Source organism: Microbacterium phyllosphaerae, assembly GCF_017876435.1.
Taxonomy (GTDB): domain Bacteria; phylum Actinomycetota; class Actinomycetes; order Actinomycetales; family Microbacteriaceae; genus Microbacterium; species Microbacterium phyllosphaerae.
In genome coordinates, this window is sequence record NZ_JAGIOA010000001.1 from 443,843 (window position 1) to 463,724 (window position 19,882).

General features: G+C 68.9%; 24 protein-coding genes. 10 read left to right on the forward strand and 14 right to left on the reverse strand.

What is annotated here, in order from left to right; all coding sequences use genetic code 11:
* Positions 1-9: 9 nt before the first annotated feature.
* The gene (pdhA, locus tag JOF42_RS02060) at positions 10-1,137 is read right to left on the reverse strand and encodes a pyruvate dehydrogenase (acetyl-transferring) E1 component subunit alpha (protein ID WP_210096336.1); all 1,128 of its coding nucleotides are present in this window, start codon (positions 1,135-1,137) and stop codon (positions 10-12) included.
* A 95-nt stretch (positions 1,138-1,232) separates the two neighbouring features.
* On the reverse strand, positions 1,233-2,300 hold the full coding sequence (locus tag JOF42_RS02065; RefSeq protein ID WP_210096337.1) for a histidinol-phosphate transaminase: 1,068 nt from the start codon (positions 2,298-2,300) through the stop codon (positions 1,233-1,235).
* A gap of 58 nt (positions 2,301-2,358) precedes the next feature.
* Between JOF42_RS02065 and JOF42_RS02070 the strand changes: the two genes are divergently transcribed.
* Entirely contained in the window at positions 2,359-2,763 is a 405-nt protein-coding gene (locus JOF42_RS02070) for a phage holin family protein (RefSeq protein ID WP_210096338.1), read from the forward strand.
* A gap of 19 nt (positions 2,764-2,782) precedes the next feature.
* Here JOF42_RS02070 and JOF42_RS02075 read toward each other — a convergent pair whose 3' ends face one another.
* On the reverse strand, positions 2,783-4,093 hold the full coding sequence (locus JOF42_RS02075; protein ID WP_210096339.1) for a hypothetical protein: 1,311 nt from the start codon (positions 4,091-4,093) through the stop codon (positions 2,783-2,785).
* The gene (locus JOF42_RS02080; protein WP_210096340.1) at positions 4,090-4,353 is read right to left on the reverse strand and encodes a hypothetical protein; all 264 of its coding nucleotides are present in this window, start codon (positions 4,351-4,353) and stop codon (positions 4,090-4,092) included. The genes JOF42_RS02075 and JOF42_RS02080 overlap by 4 nt, the downstream gene beginning before the upstream one ends.
* Before the next feature lie 231 nt (positions 4,354-4,584).
* Between JOF42_RS02080 and JOF42_RS02085 the strand changes: the two genes are divergently transcribed.
* On the forward strand, positions 4,585-5,061 hold the full coding sequence (locus JOF42_RS02085; protein WP_245340905.1) for a low molecular weight protein-tyrosine-phosphatase: 477 nt from the start codon (positions 4,585-4,587) through the stop codon (positions 5,059-5,061).
* Complete coding sequence (gene purB / locus JOF42_RS02090) at positions 5,058-6,440, forward strand: adenylosuccinate lyase (RefSeq protein ID WP_210099045.1); 1,383 nt, start codon at positions 5,058-5,060, stop codon at positions 6,438-6,440. Before JOF42_RS02085 ends, purB begins: the two co-directional genes overlap by 4 nt.
* A gap of 173 nt (positions 6,441-6,613) precedes the next feature.
* On the opposite strand, the gene JOF42_RS02095 is transcribed toward purB, so the two are convergent.
* The 3 genes from JOF42_RS02095 to JOF42_RS02105 all read right to left on the reverse strand — a co-directional run bounded on the left by JOF42_RS02095 (position 6,614) and on the right by JOF42_RS02105 (position 9,171).
* Complete coding sequence (locus JOF42_RS02095) at positions 6,614-8,047, reverse strand: MFS transporter (RefSeq protein WP_210096342.1); 1,434 nt, start codon at positions 8,045-8,047, stop codon at positions 6,614-6,616.
* 120 nt (positions 8,048-8,167) lie between these two features.
* Positions 8,168-8,524, reverse strand: a complete 357-nt coding sequence (locus tag JOF42_RS02100; RefSeq protein ID WP_210096343.1) for a hypothetical protein — start codon at positions 8,522-8,524, stop codon at positions 8,168-8,170.
* Positions 8,521-9,171, reverse strand: coding sequence for an acyl-CoA synthetase (locus tag JOF42_RS02105; protein WP_210096344.1), 651 nt, complete (start codon positions 9,169-9,171; stop codon positions 8,521-8,523). The genes JOF42_RS02100 and JOF42_RS02105 overlap by 4 nt, the downstream gene beginning before the upstream one ends.
* A 316-nt stretch (positions 9,172-9,487) precedes the next feature.
* Between JOF42_RS02105 and JOF42_RS02110 the strand changes: the two genes are divergently transcribed.
* A complete protein-coding gene (locus JOF42_RS02110) occupies positions 9,488-10,396 on the forward strand; it encodes a hypothetical protein (RefSeq protein ID WP_210096345.1) in 909 nt (302 codons plus the stop codon).
* A 42-nt stretch (positions 10,397-10,438) separates the two neighbouring features.
* On the opposite strand, the gene JOF42_RS02115 is transcribed toward JOF42_RS02110, so the two are convergent.
* Positions 10,439-11,275, reverse strand: a complete 837-nt coding sequence (locus JOF42_RS02115) for a sulfurtransferase (RefSeq protein ID WP_210096346.1) — start codon at positions 11,273-11,275, stop codon at positions 10,439-10,441.
* A 157-nt stretch (positions 11,276-11,432) separates the two neighbouring features.
* Here JOF42_RS02115 and JOF42_RS02120 point away from each other — a divergent pair, with 157 nt between their 5' ends.
* Positions 11,433-12,362: a DMT family transporter gene (locus JOF42_RS02120; RefSeq protein ID WP_245340696.1), complete on the forward strand. Its 930-nt coding sequence runs from the start codon at positions 11,433-11,435 to the stop codon at positions 12,360-12,362.
* A 4-nt stretch (positions 12,363-12,366) separates the two neighbouring features.
* On the opposite strand, the gene JOF42_RS02125 is transcribed toward JOF42_RS02120, so the two are convergent.
* The gene (locus tag JOF42_RS02125; RefSeq protein ID WP_210096347.1) at positions 12,367-12,768 is read right to left on the reverse strand and encodes a (R)-mandelonitrile lyase; all 402 of its coding nucleotides are present in this window, start codon (positions 12,766-12,768) and stop codon (positions 12,367-12,369) included.
* A 41-nt stretch (positions 12,769-12,809) separates the two neighbouring features.
* Positions 12,810-13,829, reverse strand: a complete 1,020-nt coding sequence (locus JOF42_RS02130) for a zinc-dependent alcohol dehydrogenase family protein (protein WP_210096348.1) — start codon at positions 13,827-13,829, stop codon at positions 12,810-12,812.
* A 116-nt stretch (positions 13,830-13,945) separates the two neighbouring features.
* On the opposite strand from JOF42_RS02130, the gene JOF42_RS02135 reads away from it, so the two are divergent.
* The 3 genes from JOF42_RS02135 (at position 13,946) to JOF42_RS02145 (ending at position 16,128) form a co-directional block, all read left to right on the forward strand.
* Positions 13,946-14,605, forward strand: a complete 660-nt coding sequence (locus tag JOF42_RS02135; protein ID WP_210096349.1) for a GTP cyclohydrolase II — start codon at positions 13,946-13,948, stop codon at positions 14,603-14,605.
* Positions 14,605-15,102 (forward strand): MarR family winged helix-turn-helix transcriptional regulator, encoded by a 498-nt coding sequence (locus JOF42_RS02140; protein WP_210096350.1) that lies wholly within the window; start codon positions 14,605-14,607, stop codon positions 15,100-15,102. The genes JOF42_RS02135 and JOF42_RS02140 overlap by 1 nt, the downstream gene beginning before the upstream one ends.
* Positions 15,103-15,228: 126 nt before the next feature.
* Positions 15,229-16,128: a helix-turn-helix transcriptional regulator gene (locus JOF42_RS02145; protein ID WP_210096351.1), complete on the forward strand. Its 900-nt coding sequence runs from the start codon at positions 15,229-15,231 to the stop codon at positions 16,126-16,128.
* A gap of 9 nt (positions 16,129-16,137) precedes the next feature.
* Here the strand turns inward: JOF42_RS02145 and JOF42_RS02150 are convergent, their stop codons facing one another.
* Together JOF42_RS02150 and JOF42_RS02155 are read right to left on the reverse strand one after the other, a co-directional pair.
* Positions 16,138-16,923 (reverse strand): thioesterase family protein, encoded by a 786-nt coding sequence (locus JOF42_RS02150; RefSeq protein WP_307803507.1) that lies wholly within the window; start codon positions 16,921-16,923, stop codon positions 16,138-16,140.
* A gap of 20 nt (positions 16,924-16,943) precedes the next feature.
* A complete protein-coding gene (locus JOF42_RS02155; RefSeq protein ID WP_210096352.1) occupies positions 16,944-17,558 on the reverse strand; it encodes a LysE family translocator in 615 nt (204 codons plus the stop codon).
* Positions 17,559-17,669: 111 nt separating this feature from the next.
* On the opposite strand from JOF42_RS02155, the gene JOF42_RS02160 reads away from it, so the two are divergent.
* Together JOF42_RS02160 and JOF42_RS02165 are read left to right on the forward strand one after the other, a co-directional pair.
* Complete coding sequence (locus JOF42_RS02160; RefSeq protein WP_210096353.1) at positions 17,670-18,125, forward strand: Lrp/AsnC family transcriptional regulator; 456 nt, start codon at positions 17,670-17,672, stop codon at positions 18,123-18,125.
* Positions 18,126-18,185: 60 nt separating this feature from the next.
* The gene (locus tag JOF42_RS02165) at positions 18,186-18,542 is read left to right on the forward strand and encodes a helix-turn-helix domain-containing protein (RefSeq protein ID WP_210096354.1); all 357 of its coding nucleotides are present in this window, start codon (positions 18,186-18,188) and stop codon (positions 18,540-18,542) included.
* Between the two features lie 26 nt (positions 18,543-18,568).
* Here the strand turns inward: JOF42_RS02165 and JOF42_RS02170 are convergent, their stop codons facing one another.
* A complete protein-coding gene (locus JOF42_RS02170; protein WP_210096355.1) occupies positions 18,569-19,162 on the reverse strand; it encodes a ClpP family protease in 594 nt (197 codons plus the stop codon).
* Positions 19,159-19,773, reverse strand: coding sequence for a ClpP family protease (locus tag JOF42_RS02175; RefSeq protein ID WP_210096356.1), 615 nt, complete (start codon positions 19,771-19,773; stop codon positions 19,159-19,161). Before JOF42_RS02175 ends, JOF42_RS02170 begins: the two co-directional genes overlap by 4 nt.
* Positions 19,774-19,882 lie beyond the last annotated feature (109 nt).

Here is a 19,882-nt window from a genome sequence, read left to right on the forward strand (position 1 = left end):
TCTCGAGAGTCACTTGCCGTCCCCTTCGAACGATGCTTCGTACTGCCTGTGCCAGGCCTTCTGCTCCGCGATCAGAGGATGCGGCTCGCTGTAGACGTGGTCGAAGATCTTGTCTGCGGTCGGCGGTCCGAGCTCGACGCTCCGGGCGCGCAGGTCTTCCGCGGCGTCGGCAGCCTCGGCATCCACGTCGGCGAAGAACTGCCCTGCCGCTCCCCTGTTCTCGAGGAACGCACGCATGCGGTCGATCGGGTCGCGCTGCGCCCAGGACTGCTCCTCGTCGGAGCCGCGGTACTTCGTGGGGTCGTCGCTGGTGGTGTGCGCGCCGAGCCGGTAGGTCACGGCCTCGATGGCACGCGGTCCCTTGCCGCTGCGCGCCTCGTCGAGCGCCACGCGCGACACGGCATAGCTGGCGAGCACGTCGTTGCCGTCGACCCGGACGCTGGGGATGCCGTAGCCGGCGCTCCGCTCGACGAGCGGCACGCGCGACTGCGTCGACACCGGCACCGAGATGGCCCAGTGATTGTTCTGCAGGAAGAAGACCGTCGGCGACTGGTAGCTGGCGGCGAACACCATCGCCTCGTGCACGTCGCCCTGGCTCGATGCGCCGTCGCCGTAGTAGACGATGACGGCTTCGTCCGTGTCGAGGTCGCCGGTTCCCGAGCGTCCGTCGAAGTTCAGCCCCATGGCGTAGCCGGTGGCGTGCAGCACCTGCGAGCCGAGCACGAGCGTGTAGAGGCGGGTGTTGCCGTTCTTGGGGTCCGTCGGGTCCCAGCCACCGTGCGAGACACCGCGCATGAGCTTGATGATGTCGACGGGGTCGACCCCGCGGATGCGCGTCACAGCGTGCTCACGATATGAGGGGAAGATCGTGTCCTGCGCACGGGCAGCGCGGGCGGATCCGACCTGAGCGGCCTCCTGGCCGCGGCTCGGCGGCCACAGGGCGAGCTGCCCCTGACGCTGCAGGTTGGTCGCCTGGGTGTCGATCGCGCGGATGCCCACCATGTCGCGGTAGAACTGCTCGAGTTCGACATCGCTGATCGCCTCGATCAGCGGCAGGTACTGCTCAGCAGCCGCGCTCGGCGTGTAGCGGCCGTCCTGATCGAGGACGCGGACGAGTTCAGTCTCTGACGAGGTCACGGTGCCACGCTACCGCCGCGCGCATGCCCGGTCACGCATACCTAGGACGTCCTCGCATCTGCCGGGAAACCGGAGAAATGGCGGGATGGAGTCCCTCAGAGCAGGGTCGAGGCGACCTCGAGAACCCGCCCGACCGACTCCTCTTCGCCAACCGAGATGCGGATGCCGTCGCCCGGGAACGGACGCACGATGAGGTCGGCCGAGACGAACGCCGCGGCGACCTCGACAGTGCGCTCACCGGTGGGGAGCCACACGAAGTTGGCCTGCGAATCGGGCACGTCCCAGCCCTGCGCACGAAGTCCCTCGAGCAGGCGGGTGCGTCGCTCGACGATCACGGCGACGCGCTCGAGCAGCTCGTCCTCGGCGTCGAGGCTCGCGATGGCCGCGTTCTCGGCTGCGGAGGTGACGGAGAGCGGGATGCCGGTGGTGCGGGCGGCGTCGAGGACCTTCTCGTGGCCGATCGCGTATCCGATTCGCAGGCCCGCGAGTCCGTAGGCCTTCGAGAAGGTGCGCAGGACCACGACGTTCGGATGCCGCTCGAAGACGCGCTCCTCGAGACCGTCGACCGCGCCGGGGGCGGTGACGAATTCGACGTAGGCCTCGTCGAGGATGATCAGCACGTCGGTGGGGACGCGCTCGACGAAGGTCGCGAACTCGTCGCTCGTGATGATCGGACCCGTCGGGTTGTTCGGCGTGCACAGGATGATCGCGCGAGTGCGGTCGGTGACGGCATCCGCCATCGCGTCGAGGTCGTGGCGTCCGTCGGCCGTCACCGGGACCTGTACCCCGGTGCCACCGGCGACGAGCGGCAGGCTCGGGTAGGCCTCGAACGAGCGCCACGCGTAGACGACCTCGTCGCCGACCGACACGGTAGCGAGGATCAGCTGCTGGAGGATCGACACGCTGCCCGCGGCGACGTGCACTTGGTCGGGCTCGACGGCGTAGCGTGCGCCGAGCCGCTCGCGGAGCCTGCCGGCCGTCGCGTCGGGGTAACGGTTGATCGGCGTCGTGTGCTGCAGGGCTGCGGCGACCGAGGGAAGGGGCTCGAAGGGGTTCTCGTTGCTCGACAGCTTGAAGGCGTCGGGCCCTGCCTGCTTGCCCTGGCGGTACGGCGCGAGGGCGGCGATGGCGGGACGGATGCGGGGCAGGATCGGGTCGGTCACAAGCATGAGTCTAGATTCCAAAGCCCCTCTGGCGCCGTCGTGGGAGACTGGGCGGACTATGCGTTTCATCATCCGAGTCGTCGTCAACGCGTTCGCCCTGTGGGTCGTGACGCTGATCCCCGCCCTGCAGGTGCAGATCAAGGCGTTCGCGCCGGGCGAGACCCTGCAGCTGGTGCTGACCCTGCTCGCGGTCGCCGCGATCTTCGCGCTCGTGAACACGATCATCGGCACCATCGTCAAGATCGTCGCCTTCCCGCTGTACATCATCACGCTGGGCCTCATCGGGTTCGTGATCAACGGCTTCCTGCTGTGGCTCACCGCATGGATCACGAGCGGGTTCGGCTGGGGCCTCACGGTCGGCAGCTTCTGGTGGGGCGTTCTCGCCGCGCTCATCATCTCGCTGATCAACGGCGTCTTCGGCTTCATCCTGCGCCCGCAGAGCAAGAAGCAGCGCCGCGACTGACGCCCTCCCACACACCGTCTCAGCCACGGGACCTGTGTGTGCGCGCCGGACTGTCGACCCGCTCGGCGTGGTACTCGGTGCGCTCGATGACCTCGGCCTCGTCGAGTTCCTTCCAGAATTCGTCGAGCGCCTCGATCCGCAGATCACCCGCGGCATCGGCCTCCTCGGCCGTCTCGATGTACGAATCCAGTTGATGCGCGTCGAGCACGAAGTCGCCGAGCGTGTCTTCCGGATCTCCCTGGTTCGAGATGACGACGCTGTCAGGCGACCCGGTGCCCTCGGGTGACCCGCCGCCCGCGAGCGAATTGACCATATCGTCGGTGTGCCGCAGCTGGACGATCGTCTGATCGTCATCGAGGGTCGGCTCTACCGGGCTGCCGGCGGTGATCTGCATCGGGACGTCGAACTCGCTCTCCATCGACAGGTGCGCGGCGATCATCCCTGATTGCGAGTGCGCGACGACATCGACCTCATCACCCGGCCGCGCGCCGGCCGCTTCGAGCGCGTCGAGTGTCGATCGGTAGGAGGCCGGCATGCTGCCGCCTACGTAGAGCTCGGCATTCGACTTCATGTCGAAGGGCTGCTTGTCCCCCCACCCGATGCTCTGCGTGCCCTTGAGGTAGACCACGTACTTCGCTCGGCCGTCTGCGAAGGAGTATTTCTCGACGGCGATCTGCGCCCCGTCTGTGACGGGCATGCGGCCGAGGCTCCCCGCGAGCCCCGACGGCGCTCCACCGGGCGAGGACGTCTTGACCGGCGTCACGCGCACAGCATCGCCTCTCGCCCAGAGCGTCTCACCGGGCAGGACCTTGCCCAGCCCCGATGCGGCCCCCACGAAGGCCGCGGTTCCGAAGAGCTGGTCGTAGATCGACGGGAGGAACGGGTTGCCGTCGAGCCCCTCGAATCGTGTCGTCACCCACTCGGCGATGAGTTCGTCCGCCCTCGCGGCGACGCGCTCGTCATGAGCGGCGAGCCCGTCGGCCTGAACCATCAGCCTCTGGGCTGTGGACGGATCACTGTGCGCGAGCATCTCGGCCTCGGCCCGCAGCTCGACGTACTCGTAGACGTCTGCCATCAGCAGCGTGCTCGAGGCTGTCTCCTGGCACTCCGAATGCAGGGTGGCCGCGCGCACCCCTGCGGCCCACAGGGCGACGGTGTCGACGTACTCGGTGAACCCGGGGGTGTCGACGATGATGCGATGCGCTTCGGAGAGTGCCGTCCGCGCCTGGGCGTACAGGGCAGCGGTCGCATCCAGTCGATGGGCGACGTCTCGCAGCGCGTCGGGGTCGACCGCGATCGCCCCGCCGTGGTCGATCGTGAGCCCGGTCATGATGCGTCGATCCTCGCCACCTCGCTCGCCCGGCTGCGGGCCGCCGAAGCCTCGACGCCCGTGCGCCGCTCGAAGTCGGCGATCGCATCGCGCATCGCGCGCACCCCGTCGGAGTCCCATCGCGTGTCGGCGGCGAGGCCGATGAGCGACGCGCGGGCATCGTCGAGTGCGTCGACGGCTGTGTCGATTTCATATGCGGCTCGGGCTTTCGCCCACGTGATCTCTGCCGCGCCGGTCTGTGCGAGTGCGAACGTGTACATGCGCCCAGCATCCGAGATCTGTGGAGCCTGTCGAGGGCGAGGAGCCCCGGAATCGCGGGGTTCGTGAGCAGTCCGTCGCCGTCGGCATCGGTGCAGAACATGTCGGCTGATCGCCGGGGCCACGAGCCGGGCGTCGCGCGATCCGCCGCCGACCGGCAGAATAGGACGGTGACATCCCCGGATCCCTTCCGCGTGATCTTCGTGTGCACGGGGAACATCTGCCGCTCTCCGATGGCGGAGGTGGTGTTCCGCGATCTCGCGGAGCGGCAGGGGCTGGGCTCGCGCATCGTCTCGCGCAGCGCCGGTACGGGCGACTGGCATCTCGGTGAGCGTGCGGACCATCGGACGCTCGATTCCCTCGCGCGACGCGGCTACGACGGCTCCCAGCACCGGGCGAAGCAGTTCACCTTCGCCTCCTTCTCGGAGAACGACCTCGTCGTCGCCCTCGACCGCACGCATGAGCGCATCCTGCGCGAGTGGGCCCACAACGAAGACGAAGAGGGCAAGGTCACACTGCTGCTCGCCTTCGACCCTGAAGCCCCGAGCCAGGATGTGCCCGACCCCTACTACGCCGGCGCCGAGATGTTCGATTCGGTGCTCGGTATGATTGAGACGGCGACTCGCGGGCTGTTCCGCCAGCTCGAGCCGGCTCTTCGCCAGCCCCGCACGCCCCGCACGCCCGGGGCCCGATCAGGAGGACTCCCCTGACTTTCCAGCCTTCGCTCCCGCCTCAGCCCCTGAGCCCCCTCGACGGTCGCTACCGCGGCGCCGTCACCGGCCTCGCCGATTTCCTCTCGGAGGCGGGCCTGAACCGCGCCCGGGTCGAGGTCGAGGTGGAGTGGCTGATCGCGCTCACCGACCGCTCACTCTTCGAGACGAGTCCACTGTCGGATGCCGACAAGGAGCGCCTGCGCGCCCTCTACCGCGACTTCGGTCAGGCCGAGATCGACTGGCTCGCCGAGAAGGAAGCCGTCACCCAGCACGACGTGAAGGCCATCGAGTACCTGGTGCGCGACCGCCTGTCGACCCTCGGCCTCGACTCGATCGCCGAGCTCACGCACTTCGCCTGCACGAGTGAGGACATCAACTCGGCGTCGTACGCACTCACCGTGAAGCGCGCGGTCGAAGAGGTCTGGCTGCCGGCCCTCGACGTCGTGATCGCGAAGCTGCGCGAACTGGCCGCTGAGCACGCCGACGCCGCGATGCTCTCGCGCACTCACGGACAGCCGGCCACGCCGTCGACCATGGGCAAGGAGATCGCTGTCTTCGCCTGGCGTCTCGAGCGCGTGCGCGGCCAGATCGCGGCATCCGACTACCTCGCCAAGTTCTCGGGTGCGACCGGCACCTGGTCGGCGCACCTGTCTGCAGACCCCGACGCCGACTGGCCGACGATCTCTCGCGAGTACATCGAGGGTCTGGGCCTCGGTTTCAACCTGCTGACCACGCAGATCGAGTCGCACGATTGGCAGGTCGAGCTGTACGACCGCGTGCGTCACGCCGGTGGCATCCTGCACAACCTCGCCACCGACATCTGGACGTACATCTCGCTCGGCTACTTCGCGCAGATCCCCGTCGCCGGTGCAACCGGTTCGTCGACCATGCCCCACAAGATCAACCCGATCCGCTTCGAGAACGCCGAGGCGAACCTCGAGATCTCGGGTGCACTGCTGGCGTCCCTGGGCCAGACCCTCGTCACGAGCCGCCTGCAGCGCGACCTCACCGACTCGACGACGCAGCGCAACATCGGCGTCGCCTTCGGCCACTCGCTGCTCGCGATCGACAACCTGCGCCGCGGCCTGAACGCGATCTCGCTGTCGCGCGACGTGCTGCTCGCCGACCTCGACGTGAACTGGGAGGTCCTCGCCGAGGCGATCCAGACCGTCATCCGCGCCGAGGTCGTCGCCGGTCGCTCGTCGATCACCGACCCCTACGCCCTGCTCAAGGAGCTCACGCGCGGACACCGCGTGGGTGCGGCCGACCTCGCGGCCTTCGTCGAGGGACTCGAGATCGGGGATGCCGCGAAGCAGCGCCTGCTCGCACTGACCCCCGCGACCTACACCGGCATCGCCGAGCAGCTCGCGAAATAGGGTGCGGGGTCGTAGGCGCGTCGCGAGACGCTATGCGGGGTCAGAAGCGCAACGCAAACAGCGGAACCGGATGCGGAAGTGACCACCCACCGGAGCCACCACACACCGGAGCGACCCACGCACCGGAGCCACCCGCACCGAAGTGACGACGCCGCCAGGCCAGTCCCGAACCGCTACGGGCGCGGCTCGCCGGAGTGCGCTCCGGCGGAGTCGCGTGGCATGAACACGGCCGCGATCAAGGTCAGCACGGCCACGATCGCGGCGGCGATGAACACCCAGACGGATGCGGAGATGATCGTCGCCGGGTCTTCGGGGCCGGCGCCCTGGGCGATGACCGAGTTCGAGATCGCCCCGAACACGGCCACTCCGAGCGCGCTTCCCGCCGACCGCGCGAAGGCGTTCATGCCGGTGACGGCCCCTCGCTCACCCCAGCCGACCGAGGCCTGGGCGGCGATGAGCGTGGGCGCGGCGCTCCACCCCAGGCCGAAGCCGAGCACGAAGGCGACGGCCGCGATCGAGAACGGGTTCGGCCACGGCGAGACCACCGCGAGAGCGATCGCCGCGACGGCCGTGATCGACATGCCCGTGAGGGCGGTGCGGCGGAACCCGATGCGCAGATACAGGCGCCCCGCGTTCGCCGCGGCGAGCGGCCATCCGAGCGTGAGGGCCGCCACCGCGAGCCCCGACAGCAGCGGGGCGATGCCGATCGACCCTTCGAGGTAGGCGGGCGCGAAGCTCGTGACGCCGGTCATCAGCGCTCCGATGCCCAGGGACACGATCGTCGTCGTGAGGATCAGCGGACGAGCGGCCAGCCGCAGGTCGACGATCGGCTCGGCGGCCCGCCTCTCGACGAGCCCGAACGCGATCAACGCCAGGGCTCCGAGGCCGAAGCAGATCGCACTCGGCGCGGAGACCCACGCCCAAGCGTTGCCGCCCTCCAGCATCCCGAGGATCAGCCCCGTGAGTCCGACCGTGAGAAGGACGGCTCCGGCGTAGTCGATGCTGTGCCGTTGCGTCTGCTTCTCTTCGTGGTACTTGCGCAGCAGCATCCACGCCGCGATCAGGCACAGCGGGATGTTGACCCAGAAGATCCAGCGCCACGCGTCGAGCTGGGCGAAGATCCCGCCGAGTGCGGGACCGACGACCGACGAGATCGCCCAGACCGAGGCGATGTAGCCCTGCACCTTGGCGCGCTCGGCGACCGTGTAGATGTCGCCGACGATCGTCATCGACATCGGCGCGACGGCCCCGGCGCCGAGACCCTGGATGATGCGGAAGACGATCAGCGCCGTCATGCTCCACGCGAACCCCGAAAGCAGAGACCCGAGGAGGAACAGCCCGATGCCGAGCAGGATGATCGGCTTGCGACCCACGGTGTCGGCGAAGCGCGAATAGATCGGCACACTGACCGCCTGCGCGAGCAGGTATACCGAGAACAGCCACGGGAACTGCTGATAGCTGCCGAGATCGCGGACGATGCTGGGCACCGCCGTCGCGAGGATCGTCGCGTCGATCGCGATGAGGCCGGTCGCGAGCATGAGCGCCCCGAGCACGGGGCCGCGCGCGGAACGGAGTCCGACGGAGGCGCGGTCGATCGAGGCAGTCACTACAGGCACAAGCGGTCGGACGCCTGGACTATTCCGGACGGATGTCGGAGGGCCCCGGTCGCGCGACTGCGGAGATGACGCCGGGAGTCAGGAGACGGTGCGTCTAGGAAACGGTGCGAGTCAGGACGAGGAGGACGTGCGCCCCGGCTTGTCGGAGTCGGGCTCGTCGGGCGTCTCGGGCTCGTAGAGCACGGGGCGGTCGACGGTCTTGGTGACCTCGGCCGGATCGACCACGAGGATCAGCATCGCCAGGAACAGCAGCGTGACGATGAACGCTCCGCCGCCGACCACGAGGCCGAGAGCGATCGGGGTGAGGCCGTCGTAGGTGCCGTTCGCGATGGCGGTGTTCACCCGTGAGGTGAAGGCACCGGTCGCCACGAGGGTCACGACGGCGGCGAAGACACCGCATCCGAGGGCGATGCCCAGCAGGTGCAGCGGACGCAGGATGTCGCGCCGGGTGGGCTTCTCGTCGCTCATCGGTCTCCTCCGTGCCCGGCGGGGGCAGGGTCGTTCTCGGCTGCTGAGGCATCGGCGACGGCATCGGCGCGCTGCGGGGTGAGTCCGGCGATGCCGAGGAAGACGGCGACGATGGCGGCGTACCCGCCGAACATGCCGACGCCCAGGATGATGCCGGTGAGCTCCAACTCGCCCGCGCCCTTGATCGTGTACTGCTGCACGAAGCCGGCGGGGATCGCGAGCAGGAGGACGGCGAGGAGCAGGCCGAAGGCACCCAGAGTGATCGAGTCGCGTGCCGTGGGGTCGCCCGAACGGCGTCCGCGCAGGCCGACGACCAGCTCGACGATTCCGGTGGCGACCGCCCACGCGATCACGACCACGAAGAAGACGTCGTCGGTGCGCCAGGCAGGCACTCCCGCCGTCATCCCCGCGGCGAAGCCCAGGAGCGCCAGAACGACCGACGGCCAGCGGTGGCCGGCCGGGAAGACGAGCCAGGCGGCGACGATCATCACGAGAGCGGTCGTCAGCACGTAGCCGCTGAAGACGGAGAGCCCCACGGCCGCCGAGTGGTCGGGCGAGAAGGTGATCATCACGGCTGCGGCGGCGGCGAAGAGCGCGCGCAGCAACTGGACGTGACGCACGGTGAACGCGCGGGCAGGGGCAGACATGACGATCGAGGTCCTCCGGGGTGTTCACCCCAGTCTACGCGGGGGTTCGGAGTGGGCGAACGCCGAAGCGAGAGGGCCGAGAAGTGTTCGCGGGGCCCGATGGATCTCCCCAGATCGATCATCAGGCCCCGCGACAGAACGCAGCGACGGGGGCGACACTGCGTTATAGGCCGATCGGTCGTGAGGTCGGGCACCCTGCCCACGACTGCTCTGCCCAGCTGACCCCAGAAATAGCACCTCGTCCCCTACGCGATGCCGGTGTGGTCGTAAGCTCACTGTAGGGCTCGGTTCTTCACATACCGGAGGGGGTGCTGTGATGAGTATGGAAAGTGGCATTCGCCGATATGCCGATGTATTCGCAGCGTCGTTCCGTGACGCGATCAATGCACGTGGATTGACTCTGGCGCGACTGCACGAACAGCTGCGCGCCCGAGGAAACAGCGTCTCGATGGCGACGCTCAGCTACTGGCGCTCCGGAGCCCGTCGCCCCGAAGGCGCCCAGTCGATGGCGGCCCTCAGCGACATCGAGCAGCTGCTGCACCTCGAGCCCGGATCCCTCACGGCATTGCTCGGCACCACGAACCGCACCGGACCGCTCGGCCCCAATCAGTTCCCGCTCGACGAGCAGGAGCTCGAGCAGGCGGTGAAGGATGCCTTCGCCGCCCTCGGCGCCGAGTACCCCGACACCTCTCGCGAGCTGACGACGCACTCGGTCACGGATGTGGATGCCGATGGCAACGTGTCGTACTCGATCACGCGCAGCATCGTACAGTCGACCGTCGGGACGGTCTCCTCGATCCCCTTCCTCGAGATGACCCCGGGCGTGAGCACTCCCGCCCCGATCATCAGCGCCGTGGCGGGAGGAAGGATCGCGGCCCGCTACTCGCATCCGAACGGCGAGGTGCACGGCGTGCTGTTCGAGCTCGACGTGCCACTGACCGCTCCGAGCACGTCGATGGTGGAGTGGTCCGTCGAGTACCCACCGGGCTATCCGCCGCAGCGCGAGACCGGTCACGCCGTCGCCCGGCAGTGCCGCGAGCTGCTGGTCTGGACCCGGTTCCACCCGGATGCCCTGCCCGACCGCATCGAGGAGCGCGCCGAGACGCCGGCGGGCATCAAGACGACCGAGCTGTCGCTCGAGGGTCGAAACTCGGTGCACCAGGTGCGCCGAGCCTTCGGCCCCGGGCTGCTCGGCGTCTCCTGGAGCTACGCCGACGGGCGCTGACCACTCCTTCGATCGACACCACCCCACCCGGAAGGCTGACGCTCAGCCGGGCTGCTCGCCCACAGCCACAGGGCGACCGGGCGTGTTCGACCACTGACTCCACGACCCCGGGAAGACCTTCGCCTCGATACCGGCCTCGTCGAGCACCAGTGCGGTGTGCGCCGCCGTGATGCCGGAGCCGCAGTACGCCGCGACCGGGGTTCCCTCGGTGACGCCGACAGCCGCGAAGGTGGCCTGAAGCGTGTGGACGTCGAGGATCTTGCCCTCGGCGTTCAGGTGAGCCGCCATCGGCACGTTGAGGGCGCCGGGGATGTGGCCGCCGACGGGGTCGAGCGGCTCGTGGTCGCCCCGATAGCGTTCGGGGGCCCGCACGTCGAGCAGCACGCCGGCCTCGGGGAACGAGGCCGCCTCGTCGATCGAGATCGCGTCGGCACCGATCTCGTCGAGGACGACGTCACCCGGCTCGACCTGCACATCGTCGGTCGCGACCGGCAGGCCGGCTGCCGTCCAGGCGCGGATGCCGCCGTCGAGCACGCGCACATCGACGCCGCCCTGTCGCAGCAGCCACCAGGCGCGCGACGCGCTGAGACCCTTGGCATCGTCGTAAGCCACGACCACATCACCCTGGTTGACGCCCCAGCGGCGCGCAGCATCCTGCAGCGTCCGGGTGGAGGGCAGCGGGTGGCGCCCCTCCGACGGCTCACCGTGCGTCGCGAGCTCGGTGGAGAGCGGAACGTAGACGGCTCCCGGGATGTGACCCCCGAGATAGTCGGCGTGCCCGTCAGGACGGTCGAGTCGCCAGCGCACGTCGATCACTCGGACCGGCGTCTCGGACGCCCGCAGCTCATTCAGTTCGTCGACGCTCACGAAGTTGCTCATGAGGCGAGGCTATCGAGACGCCGTTGGAATCGCGCGCCTGACCGTAGTCCGTCGTCACATCGGGCCGGTCACGCGATTCGAAAGCGGAAGAGGGATGATTCGAAGCGGATGCGCGCGCGGCGATAAGCTCGTCCGGGCCGCGTCGGGAAAGGACAGCATGTCCACTCGATTCCGCTGGATGAGCCTGCGTCGGCAGGAGGTCGCCCTCATCGCCGTCACGGCCGTGTGGGGCAGCACGTTCCTGCTCGTGCACTGGGCGATGCAGCACTCAGGGCCCTGGTTCTTCGTCGGCATCCGCTTCCTGGTCGCCGGTCTGATCAGTGTCGTCATCTTCCGCAGGGCGCTCCGCGGCATCCGCTGGCGCGACATCGGAGCCGGGGTCGCGATCGGCGTGATGATCTACCTCGGCTACGGACTGCAGACCGTCGGACTGCAGACCATCGACTCGAGCACGTCGGCCTTCATCACGGCGATGTACATCCCGCTCGTGCCGCTCGCCCAGTGGGCGGTGTTCCGCAAGCGCCCACCGGCCATGGCATTCGTGGGCGCCGGGCTCGCCTTCCTCGGGCTGATGCTCATCGCCGGCCCCGACGCGTTCGCCCTCACGCTGGGGTCGGGCGAGATCCTCACCATGATCAGCACGCTGCCGATCGCGGCCGAGATCATCCTGATCAGCGTGTTCGCCGGCAGGATCGACCTCGGCCGGATCACGATCATCCAACTGCTCACCGCGGGCGTGCTCGGCATCCTGACGATGCCGGTGGTCGGCGAGGGGCTTCCCGAGTTCTCCTGGATCTGGGTCGGCTGCGCTGTCGGGCTCGGGGCGGCGAGCTGCATCATCCAACTCACGATGAACTGGGCGCAGAAGTCGGTATCGCCGACGCGCGCCACGATCATCTACGCGGGTGAGCCCGTGTGGGCAGCGGCGATCGGGCGCATCGCGGGCGAACGCCTGCCCGTCACGGCGCTGATCGGCGGCGCACTCGTCGTGCTCGGCATCCTGGCCAGCGAGCTCAAGCTCGTGCGCCGCCGCGAGCAGGAACCGGCTCCCGAATCGGAGCCGGCCCCAGCACCTCAGCCGGAGTAGCGGTTCAGCGCCGGCGGTAGTCCTCGTCGCTCACGTGCTCGAGCCACGTCGTGGTCGTGCTCGGGTCATCCGCCCCCTCGAGCAGCGCCAGGTGCTGCATGAAGCAGTCCTCGGCGGCACCGTGCCAGTGCTCCTCCCCCGGCGGCGTGTAGATCGTCTCGCCGGGCCGGGCCTCGACGACGGTGCCGTCGCGGGTGCCGCAGAGCGCGATGCCCTCGGTCACGCGCAGGTACTGGCCGCGCGCGTGCGAATGCCACCCCGTGCGGGCGCCGGGCGCGAACCGGACCAGTCCTCCCGACATCCGCTGGTCCGCGTCGTGCGGGGCGATGATCGGGTCGAGCCAGACGTCGCCGGTGAACCACTCGGGCGGGTTCTTCACGGTCGGGTTGCGGTCTTCGATGTGCATGTCGTCTCCTCTGTCGCGGGGTCGGGCTGTCACGGGTGGCCTCAGACCGTGAGCAGCACCTTGGTGGCGCGGCGCTCGTCCATGGCGCGGTAGCCCTCTGCGGCCTCCTCGAGCGGAAGCGTGAGATCGAACACCCTGCCGGGGTCGATCTCGCGGTCCCAGATGAGCTGGATCAGCTCGGGGAGGAAGCGGCGCACCGGAGCCGGGCCGCCGTGCAGGTGCACCGCGGAGTAGAACATCTCCTCACCGGGCAGCGCGACGTCGTGCGAGACGCCGACGAATCCGACATGACCGCCGGCTCGGGTGGCGCGGATCGCCTGCATCATCGACTCCTGCGTGCCGACCGCCTCGATCACCGAGTGCGCGCCGAGCCCGTTCGTGAGCTCCTTGATGCGGGCCACGCCCTCGTCTCCGCGCTCCTCGACGATGTCGGTCGCGCCGAACTCGCGTGCCAGCGCCTGGCGGTCGGCATGACGGCTCATCGCGATGATCCGCTCGGCGCCGAGTTCACGAGCAGCGAGGATGCCGAGCAGACCCACCGCCCCGTCACCGACGACGGCGACGGTCTTGCCGGGCCCGACCTCGGCGGCGACGGCGGCGAACCAGCCGGTGCCCAGCACGTCGGATGCCGCGAGCAGCGACGGGATCAGATCGGCGTCGGGCTGCCCCGGCGTCGCGACAAGCGTGCCGTCGGCGTGCGGGATCAGCGAGTACTCGGCCTGTGTGCCGTAGCGACCCATCGGCACGACGTGCACGCAGCGCGACTGGTATCCGGCCTGGCAGATCTCGCAGGTGTTGTCCGAGGCCATGAATGACCCGACGACGAAGTCGCCGACCTTCACGGTCTTCACATCGGCGCCGATCTCCTCGACGACACCGACGTACTCGTGACCCATCGGGTCGTGATCGACCTCGTTCGCGCCCCGGTAGGGCCACAGGTCGGATCCGCAGATGCAGGTCGCGGCGATCCGGATCACGGCATCGGTCGGGCGGGTGATGGTCGGCTTCTCGCGATCCTCGACGCGAACGTCGCCGGGCGCGTACATGACTACTCCACGCATGAGTGGTGCTCCTTCGGTCTTGTGACTCCAGTCAACGCCTCATCGAGCCGGCTCGGGAGGTTCTGACAAAACTCCTTTCACGGGAATAGACACCGGCATATCGCGTTTCACCCCACATGATTGAAACTTCAACCGTCGTCCCGGTGGCTGCAGAGCGGACGCGGGTGCGCGTGCCGATGCGCTTCGCCGACGGCTTCTCCACCGCGGCGGATGTCGTCACCTTCGACGGTCTGGTCGACGGCCGCGAGCACCTGCTCCTGGGCCTCGGCGACTGGAAGGGCGCCCTCGAGCGCATGGCGGACGGCGGGGATGCTCCGCTCGTGCGCCCGCACAGCGAATGCCTGACCGGCGATGTCTTCGGATCCGAGCGCTGCGACTGCGGTCCGCAGCTGCGGGAGGCCGTCGAGCGCATCGCCGAGGAGGGCGGGTTCCTGCTGTACCTGCGCCAGGAGGGTCGTGGCATCGGCCTGTACGCCAAGCTCGACGCCTACGCCCTGCAGGACGCAGGCCTCGACACCTACGAGGCGAACGTGGCGCTCGGCCGCGGCGAGGACGAGCGCGACTACACCGTCGCGGCGCAGATGCTGCAGGCGGTGGGGGCCGACAGCATCCGCCTGCTGAGCAACAACCCCGACAAGGCGGCCCAGCTCGAGTCGCTCGGCATCCGTGTCACCGAGCAGGTGCGCACCGGTGTGCACCTCTCGGACGCGAACCACCGATACCTCGAGGCCAAGCGCGACCACACCTCGCACACGCTCGATCTGTCCGCCGCGTGATGAGCGCAGCCGTCGTCAGCGAGCGCCCCGTGAGCGCCGTGAGCGAGCGGCGCCTCGACGATGCCGAGATGCAGACGTGGCTGCCGACGATCCGCTTCGTGCAGCTGCTGCCGCAGGTGCTCGATCGGGCGCTGAAGGCTGAGACGGGTCTCAAGCACGCGCACTACGCGATCCTCGTCTCTCTGGCCGGGCAGGACGAACGGCCCATCCCGATGACAGAGCTCGCGCAGATCGCCGGACTCAGCAGGTCCAGGCTCAGTCACGCGATCGACTCGCTCGAGGAGCGCGGCTGGGTCACGCGAACCTCCTGCAGCAGCGACAAGCGCACGCTGACGGCCGCGCTCACGGATGCCGGTCGCGAGCTGCTCCGAGGGGCAGCTCCCGTTCACGTGGCGCAGATCCGCGAGCTCGTGTTCGATCCGCTCACCGAGGACGAGCGGGAGCAGCTCGGCACGATCCTGACCAAGCTGCTCCCGGGCGTGACTGCGGCCCTCTGAGTCCGATCAGAGGCCTCCCGACTGAAAGCCTCGAGCACGACGCTCCCTGGATCGGGGGCAGTGACGGCCCTCCCCGGTACTGCCAGTACCTCCCTTCGTCCGGCACGGGGGCGTACCGTCGAAGACATGGACACCCGCAACGAGGTGCGCGAATTCCTCTCGTCGAGGCGCGACCGCATCACTCCCGATCAGGCAGGCCTGCCCGCGTACGGCGGCAACCGCCGCGTTCCGGGGCTCCGGCGCGAAGAGGTGTCGCTGCTCGCCGGCGTCAGCGTCGACTACTACACCCGACTCGAGCGCGGCGATCTGTCCGGTGTCTCCGACAGCGTGCTCGACGCGCTCGCCCGGGCCCTGCAGCTCGACGAGGCCGAGACGGCGCACCTGTTCGACCTCGCCCGCACGGCGAACGCGTCACCGGTCACCCGCAAGCCGCGCAAGAAGGTCGAGACGCTGCGGCCCAGCATTCTGCGCCTGCTCGACGCGATGACCGAGGCACCCGCGATCGTGCGCAACAACTACTTCGACTACCTCGCCGCGAACGCGCTCGGCCGCGCGCTCTATGCGCCGCTCTTCACGACCCAGGTGCCGAACAGCGCCCGCTTCGCCTTCCTCGACCCTGCGGCGCAGGAGTTCTACCCCGAGTGGGAGCGCAATACGCAGGAGCTGGTCGCCGCGATGCGGGGCGAGGCCGGGCGCAATCCGTTCGACCGCAAGCTCACCGATCTCGTGGGAGAGCTGTCGACCCGCAGCGAACGATTCCGCACCCTGTGGGCCGCGCACAACGTGCGCTTCCACCGCAGCGGCGTCAAGCGGATCAACCACCCCGTCGTCGGCGAGATGGAGCTCACCTACGAGGCGTTCGAGCTTCCGGCTGATCCGGGGCTGCAGATGTCGACGTACACGGCAGAGCCGGGGTCAGCGTCCGAGGAGAAGCTGCGGATGCTCGCGAGCTGGGCGGCGACGGATGCTGCGGCATCCGCGTCTTCCGGCACAGACTCCGCGGTGGCGGATCGCGCCGGGGCCTGACGCCTGCGTTCAGTCGCGCGGCGCGACCGGTCGCACGGTGAGACTCTGCACGGAGACGCCGAAGGGCCCTGCCTCGTCGTTCAGCACCGAGTGGGTGACGCCGACCCCGTTGGCGCCGAACGTCACGGTCGTGTCGAGCCCGATCCAGCCTTCGTCCGGTTCGCGGAACAGGTGGGCCGTGAGGTCGACGTTCGGGAAGAACGCCGAGCCGATCGGAACTCGCGGAGTCATGCCGTTGGAGAGGTCGACGACCCCGAGGGCGCGTGCCGTCGGGCTGACCCGCTCATCGGCGAGCAGCGGGTGATGGGGTCGCACCCACGCGGAGGCGCGGCCCGGCTCATCCTCGCGGTGACGGAAGTCGCCCGAGCGCACGAAGGCACCCGGCCACACCGCGCCGGCCTGCCACTCGGCGTGCGAGTCGAGCGGGGGCATGACCGGCAGCGCGCCACCCGCGATCGCTGTCGTGTCGGCGGTCTGCATCAGCCAGGCTCGGAGGATCACCGCCGGCCTACCGGCGTGGCTCAGCGTCGCCTCGACGAGTTCGATCGTGCGCCCCGGACGGATCACTCGGATCTCGACGTCGACCGCATCGATCGGCAGGACGCCGAGGATGTCGTACGAGACGCGGGCCAGGACCAGCGGGTCGTCGCGCCGCGCATCGCGGTCGGTCTCGACGAGGTGTGCCAGCAGTCCGATGGTCGGTGCGATGTGCTGCTCGGAGGTGTTCCACGCTCCCTGCACCGCCTCGGTGGCATGGAAGGCGGTGGCGGAGAGGCGCTCGAAGTATGCGGTCACCATCGGATCGTAGAACGGCGTCATCGCAACAGCTGTCCGACGAGCAGCACCGCACCGATCCCGATCATCGCGAGGCCCGACACGATGCTCACGATGCGCGCCGCGGTCGGACGAGCGCGCAGCACGGACCCTGCGCCGAACCCGACGGCGAAGTAGACGGCTGCGCAGCCGACCAGGTGCACGGCGCCGAGCATCACGATCTGCATCGAGACCGGCCACGCCGAGGTCGGTGCAGTGAACTGCGGGAGGATCGCGAGGAAGAGCAGCGTGACCTTGGGGTTCAGTCCGCTGATGCCGAATCCCTTCAGCATCCATCGGCCCGGCGAGGCCTCGACGAGTTCGGCTCCCTCGCGGATCACGGCGGGTGCACGCAGGGTGCCGATGCCGAGCCAGACCAGGTAGAGCGCACCGGCGACGGTGAGCACGGTGAGGGCGAGCGGATACCGGGCGACGAGCGCTCCGACTCCGGCCGCGACGATGATCACGGCGAGCACGTGGCCCGACAGCATCCCCAGCACGGCGGGAGCTGCGCGACGGCGCAGGCCGGCCGAGATCGCGAAGGCCCAGTCGGCACCGGGGGTGATGACGAAGAGCATCGAGACACCCCAGAAGGCGGTGATCGCGGTGATGGCCATGACTGTTCTCTTTCGTCGTTCCCGTGTGCGGAGGCAACTCTAGGAGGGAAGCGACGGAAGGTGTTTGCGTTGTTTGCACAGCGGGAGCCATTCTGCGCAAGAATCTTGAGCATGGACGCGATCGACCGGAAGATTCTTGCCGAGCTGCAGCGCGACGGACGCCTGAGCATCACCGAGCTCGCGGAACGGGTGCAGCTCAGCGTCTCTCCCTGCCACCGCCGACTGCGCGAACTGGAGCGCTCCGGAGTCATCACCGGATACCACGCGACCCTCTCGCCCCAGGCTCTCGGTCTGGGCTTCGAGACCCTCGTCTTCGTCACGATGAAGGAGGCGAACCGCGACTCGATCATCCCGTTCGAGGAGGCCGTGACCCGCATCCCGAACATCACGCTCGCGCACCGCCTGTTCGGCGACCCCGACTACCTCTTGCGCGTCGTCGCCGCCGACCTCGAACACTTCCAGCGCCTGTACGACGAGCAGCTCACCGCCCTCCCCGGCGTGCAGCGCCTCAGCTCGACGCTCGTGATGCGCAAGGTCGTCGACGACGGGGCTCTGCCGTTGGGCTGAGCCGTTCTGCTCAGAGCAGAACGACTCGAATCATCCGCTGACGGCGGATTATCGTGAGGCATGGCCGACCTCGTCCCGTTCTCCCGCGCACCTCGTCCTGCCCGCCCTCGCCCCAGCGAGCCCGAACCGCTGTGGCGACAGATGCTCGGCGACCAGCTGCGTCGACGACGACACGGGCGCGATGAGACGCTGACCGAGACGGCTGAGAACGCCGGAGTCTCGCCCCAGTACCTCTCTGAGGTCGAGCGAGGACTCAAGGAGCCGTCGAGCGAGATGATCGCCGCGATCGCGGGCGCCCTCGACACCTCGCTCATCGAGCTGACGAGCGCCGTCGCCGACGAGCTGCGTCAGGTCACGGCGGCTCCGGCATCCGCTGCGGTGCCTGCCTCGCGCGGGGCCTTCGCCCTCGCCGCCTGACGGGCCGTGTCCTTCGCGGTGGGTGGTCAGCCGGCCCGCTCCCCCAGCACCGTGTCGATCAGTCCGTAGTCGAGGGCAGCGGATGCCGTGAAGACGCGATCCCTGTCGGTGTCGGTGCGCAGCTCGGCCAGCGATCGTCCGCTGTGCCTGGCGAGGATCGATTCCATATCCGAGCGCACGCGCACGACCTCGTCGGCCGCCAGGATCAGGTCAGGGATCGCCCCCCGCGACTGCCCGGCCGGCTGATGCAGGACGATCCGAGCATGCGCGAGTGCTGCTCGCTGCCCCGGTGCTCCAGCGGAGACGAGCAGCGCGGCGGGTCCGATCGCCTGCCCGACGCAGGTCGTCGCCACGGGCGGGCGGATGTGCTGCATCGTGTCGTAGATCGCGAGCGCCGCGCCGGGGTCGCCGCCCTCGCTGTTGATGTAGAACTGGATGCCGGAATCCTGACTGTCGGCATCCAGATGCAGCAGTTGCGCGATCAGGGCATTCGCGACTCCCGCATCGATCCCGGTGCCGAGGTAGATCACCCGCTCCGCGAGCAGGTGCGAGTAGACGTCCATGGCCCGATCGCCGCGCGGATGCTGCGCGATCACGTTCGGGATCGTGTAGCCGCTCATGCGCTCACCCCCAGCCCGACCCGGGCACGGCGGCGCGGCATGAGGTCGGCGAGCGAGCCCACGATCTCGTCGATGAACCCGTAGTCCTTCGCCTGCGTCGCCGTGTACCAGCGGTCGTGCAACGAGTCCTCGAAGATGCGATCCACGGACTGTCCGGTGTCGTCGGCGATCAGTCCGAGCACCGTGTCGCGCATGTGGCGCAGGTCGTCGGCCTGCGTCTCGATCTCTCCCGCCGAGCCGCCGATTCCCGCCGACCCCTGGTGCATGAGGATCCGTGCGTGCGGCAGGGCCCGGCGCTTGCCCTTCGTGCCGGCCGACAGCAGGAACTGCCCGGCGCTGCACGCGAGCCCGAGTGCGAGGGTCGAGACATCGTTCGGCACGAGCCTCATCAGGTCGCGGATCGCGAGCATGGAGGGGACGGACCCGCCGGGCGAGTGGATCCAGAGGGCGATGTCGGTGGTCGGATCCTCGACCGAGAGCGTCAGCAGCTGCGTCATCAGCAGCGTACCGTTGTCGTCGTCGAGGGCGCCGTCGAGCACCAGGACGCGTTCGTGGAACAGCGCTCGTCGGGCTTCGGGGCCGAACTGCGGAATGGGGTTCTCTTCGCTCATGACCTCAGCATCCGCCGCCGCGAGGCCGTGCGCGGCGGTATCCGCCCGGAGCAGATCCGCCTGAGGCAGATCGCTCCGGAATCCCCGCGTAACACCCCCGACTCACGAG

Excerpts from the sequence above, each read along its gene's own strand:
- JOF42_RS02075 (WP_210096339.1), bottom strand. The coding sequence starts at position 4,093 with ATGACCGGGCTCACGATCGACCACGGCGGGGCGATCGCGGTCGACCCC.
- JOF42_RS02085 (WP_245340905.1), top strand. The coding sequence starts at position 4,585 with ATGGCGGAGGTGGTGTTCCGCGATCTCGCGGAGCGGCAGGGGCTGGGC.
- JOF42_RS02130 (WP_210096348.1), bottom strand. The coding sequence starts at position 13,829 with ATGCGTGGAGTAGTCATGTACGCGCCCGGCGACGTTCGCGTCGAGGAT.
- JOF42_RS02170 (WP_210096355.1), bottom strand. The coding sequence starts at position 19,162 with ATGAGCGGCTACACGATCCCGAACGTGATCGCGCAGCATCCGCGCGGC.
- JOF42_RS02100 (WP_210096343.1), bottom strand. The coding sequence starts at position 8,524 with ATGAGCGACGAGAAGCCCACCCGGCGCGACATCCTGCGTCCGCTGCAC.
- JOF42_RS02115 (WP_210096346.1), bottom strand. The coding sequence starts at position 11,275 with ATGAGCAACTTCGTGAGCGTCGACGAACTGAATGAGCTGCGGGCGTCC.
- JOF42_RS02155 (WP_210096352.1), bottom strand. The coding sequence starts at position 17,558 with ATGGCCATCACCGCGATCACCGCCTTCTGGGGTGTCTCGATGCTCTTC.
- JOF42_RS02160 (WP_210096353.1), top strand. The coding sequence starts at position 17,670 with ATGGACGCGATCGACCGGAAGATTCTTGCCGAGCTGCAGCGCGACGGA.
- JOF42_RS02070 (WP_210096338.1), top strand. The coding sequence starts at position 2,359 with ATGCGTTTCATCATCCGAGTCGTCGTCAACGCGTTCGCCCTGTGGGTC.
- JOF42_RS02175 (WP_210096356.1), bottom strand. The coding sequence starts at position 19,773 with ATGAGCGAAGAGAACCCCATTCCGCAGTTCGGCCCCGAAGCCCGACGA.
- JOF42_RS02145 (WP_210096351.1), top strand. The coding sequence starts at position 15,229 with ATGGACACCCGCAACGAGGTGCGCGAATTCCTCTCGTCGAGGCGCGAC.
- JOF42_RS02135 (WP_210096349.1), top strand. The coding sequence starts at position 13,946 with ATGATTGAAACTTCAACCGTCGTCCCGGTGGCTGCAGAGCGGACGCGG.
- JOF42_RS02140 (WP_210096350.1), top strand. The coding sequence starts at position 14,605 with ATGAGCGCAGCCGTCGTCAGCGAGCGCCCCGTGAGCGCCGTGAGCGAG.
- JOF42_RS02120 (WP_245340696.1), top strand. The coding sequence starts at position 11,433 with ATGTCCACTCGATTCCGCTGGATGAGCCTGCGTCGGCAGGAGGTCGCC.
- JOF42_RS02080 (WP_210096340.1), bottom strand. The coding sequence starts at position 4,353 with ATGTACACGTTCGCACTCGCACAGACCGGCGCGGCAGAGATCACGTGG.
- JOF42_RS02125 (WP_210096347.1), bottom strand. The coding sequence starts at position 12,768 with ATGCACATCGAAGACCGCAACCCGACCGTGAAGAACCCGCCCGAGTGG.
- JOF42_RS02105 (WP_210096344.1), bottom strand. The coding sequence starts at position 9,171 with ATGTCTGCCCCTGCCCGCGCGTTCACCGTGCGTCACGTCCAGTTGCTG.
- JOF42_RS02165 (WP_210096354.1), top strand. The coding sequence starts at position 18,186 with ATGGCCGACCTCGTCCCGTTCTCCCGCGCACCTCGTCCTGCCCGCCCT.
- JOF42_RS02110 (WP_210096345.1), top strand. The coding sequence starts at position 9,488 with ATGAGTATGGAAAGTGGCATTCGCCGATATGCCGATGTATTCGCAGCG.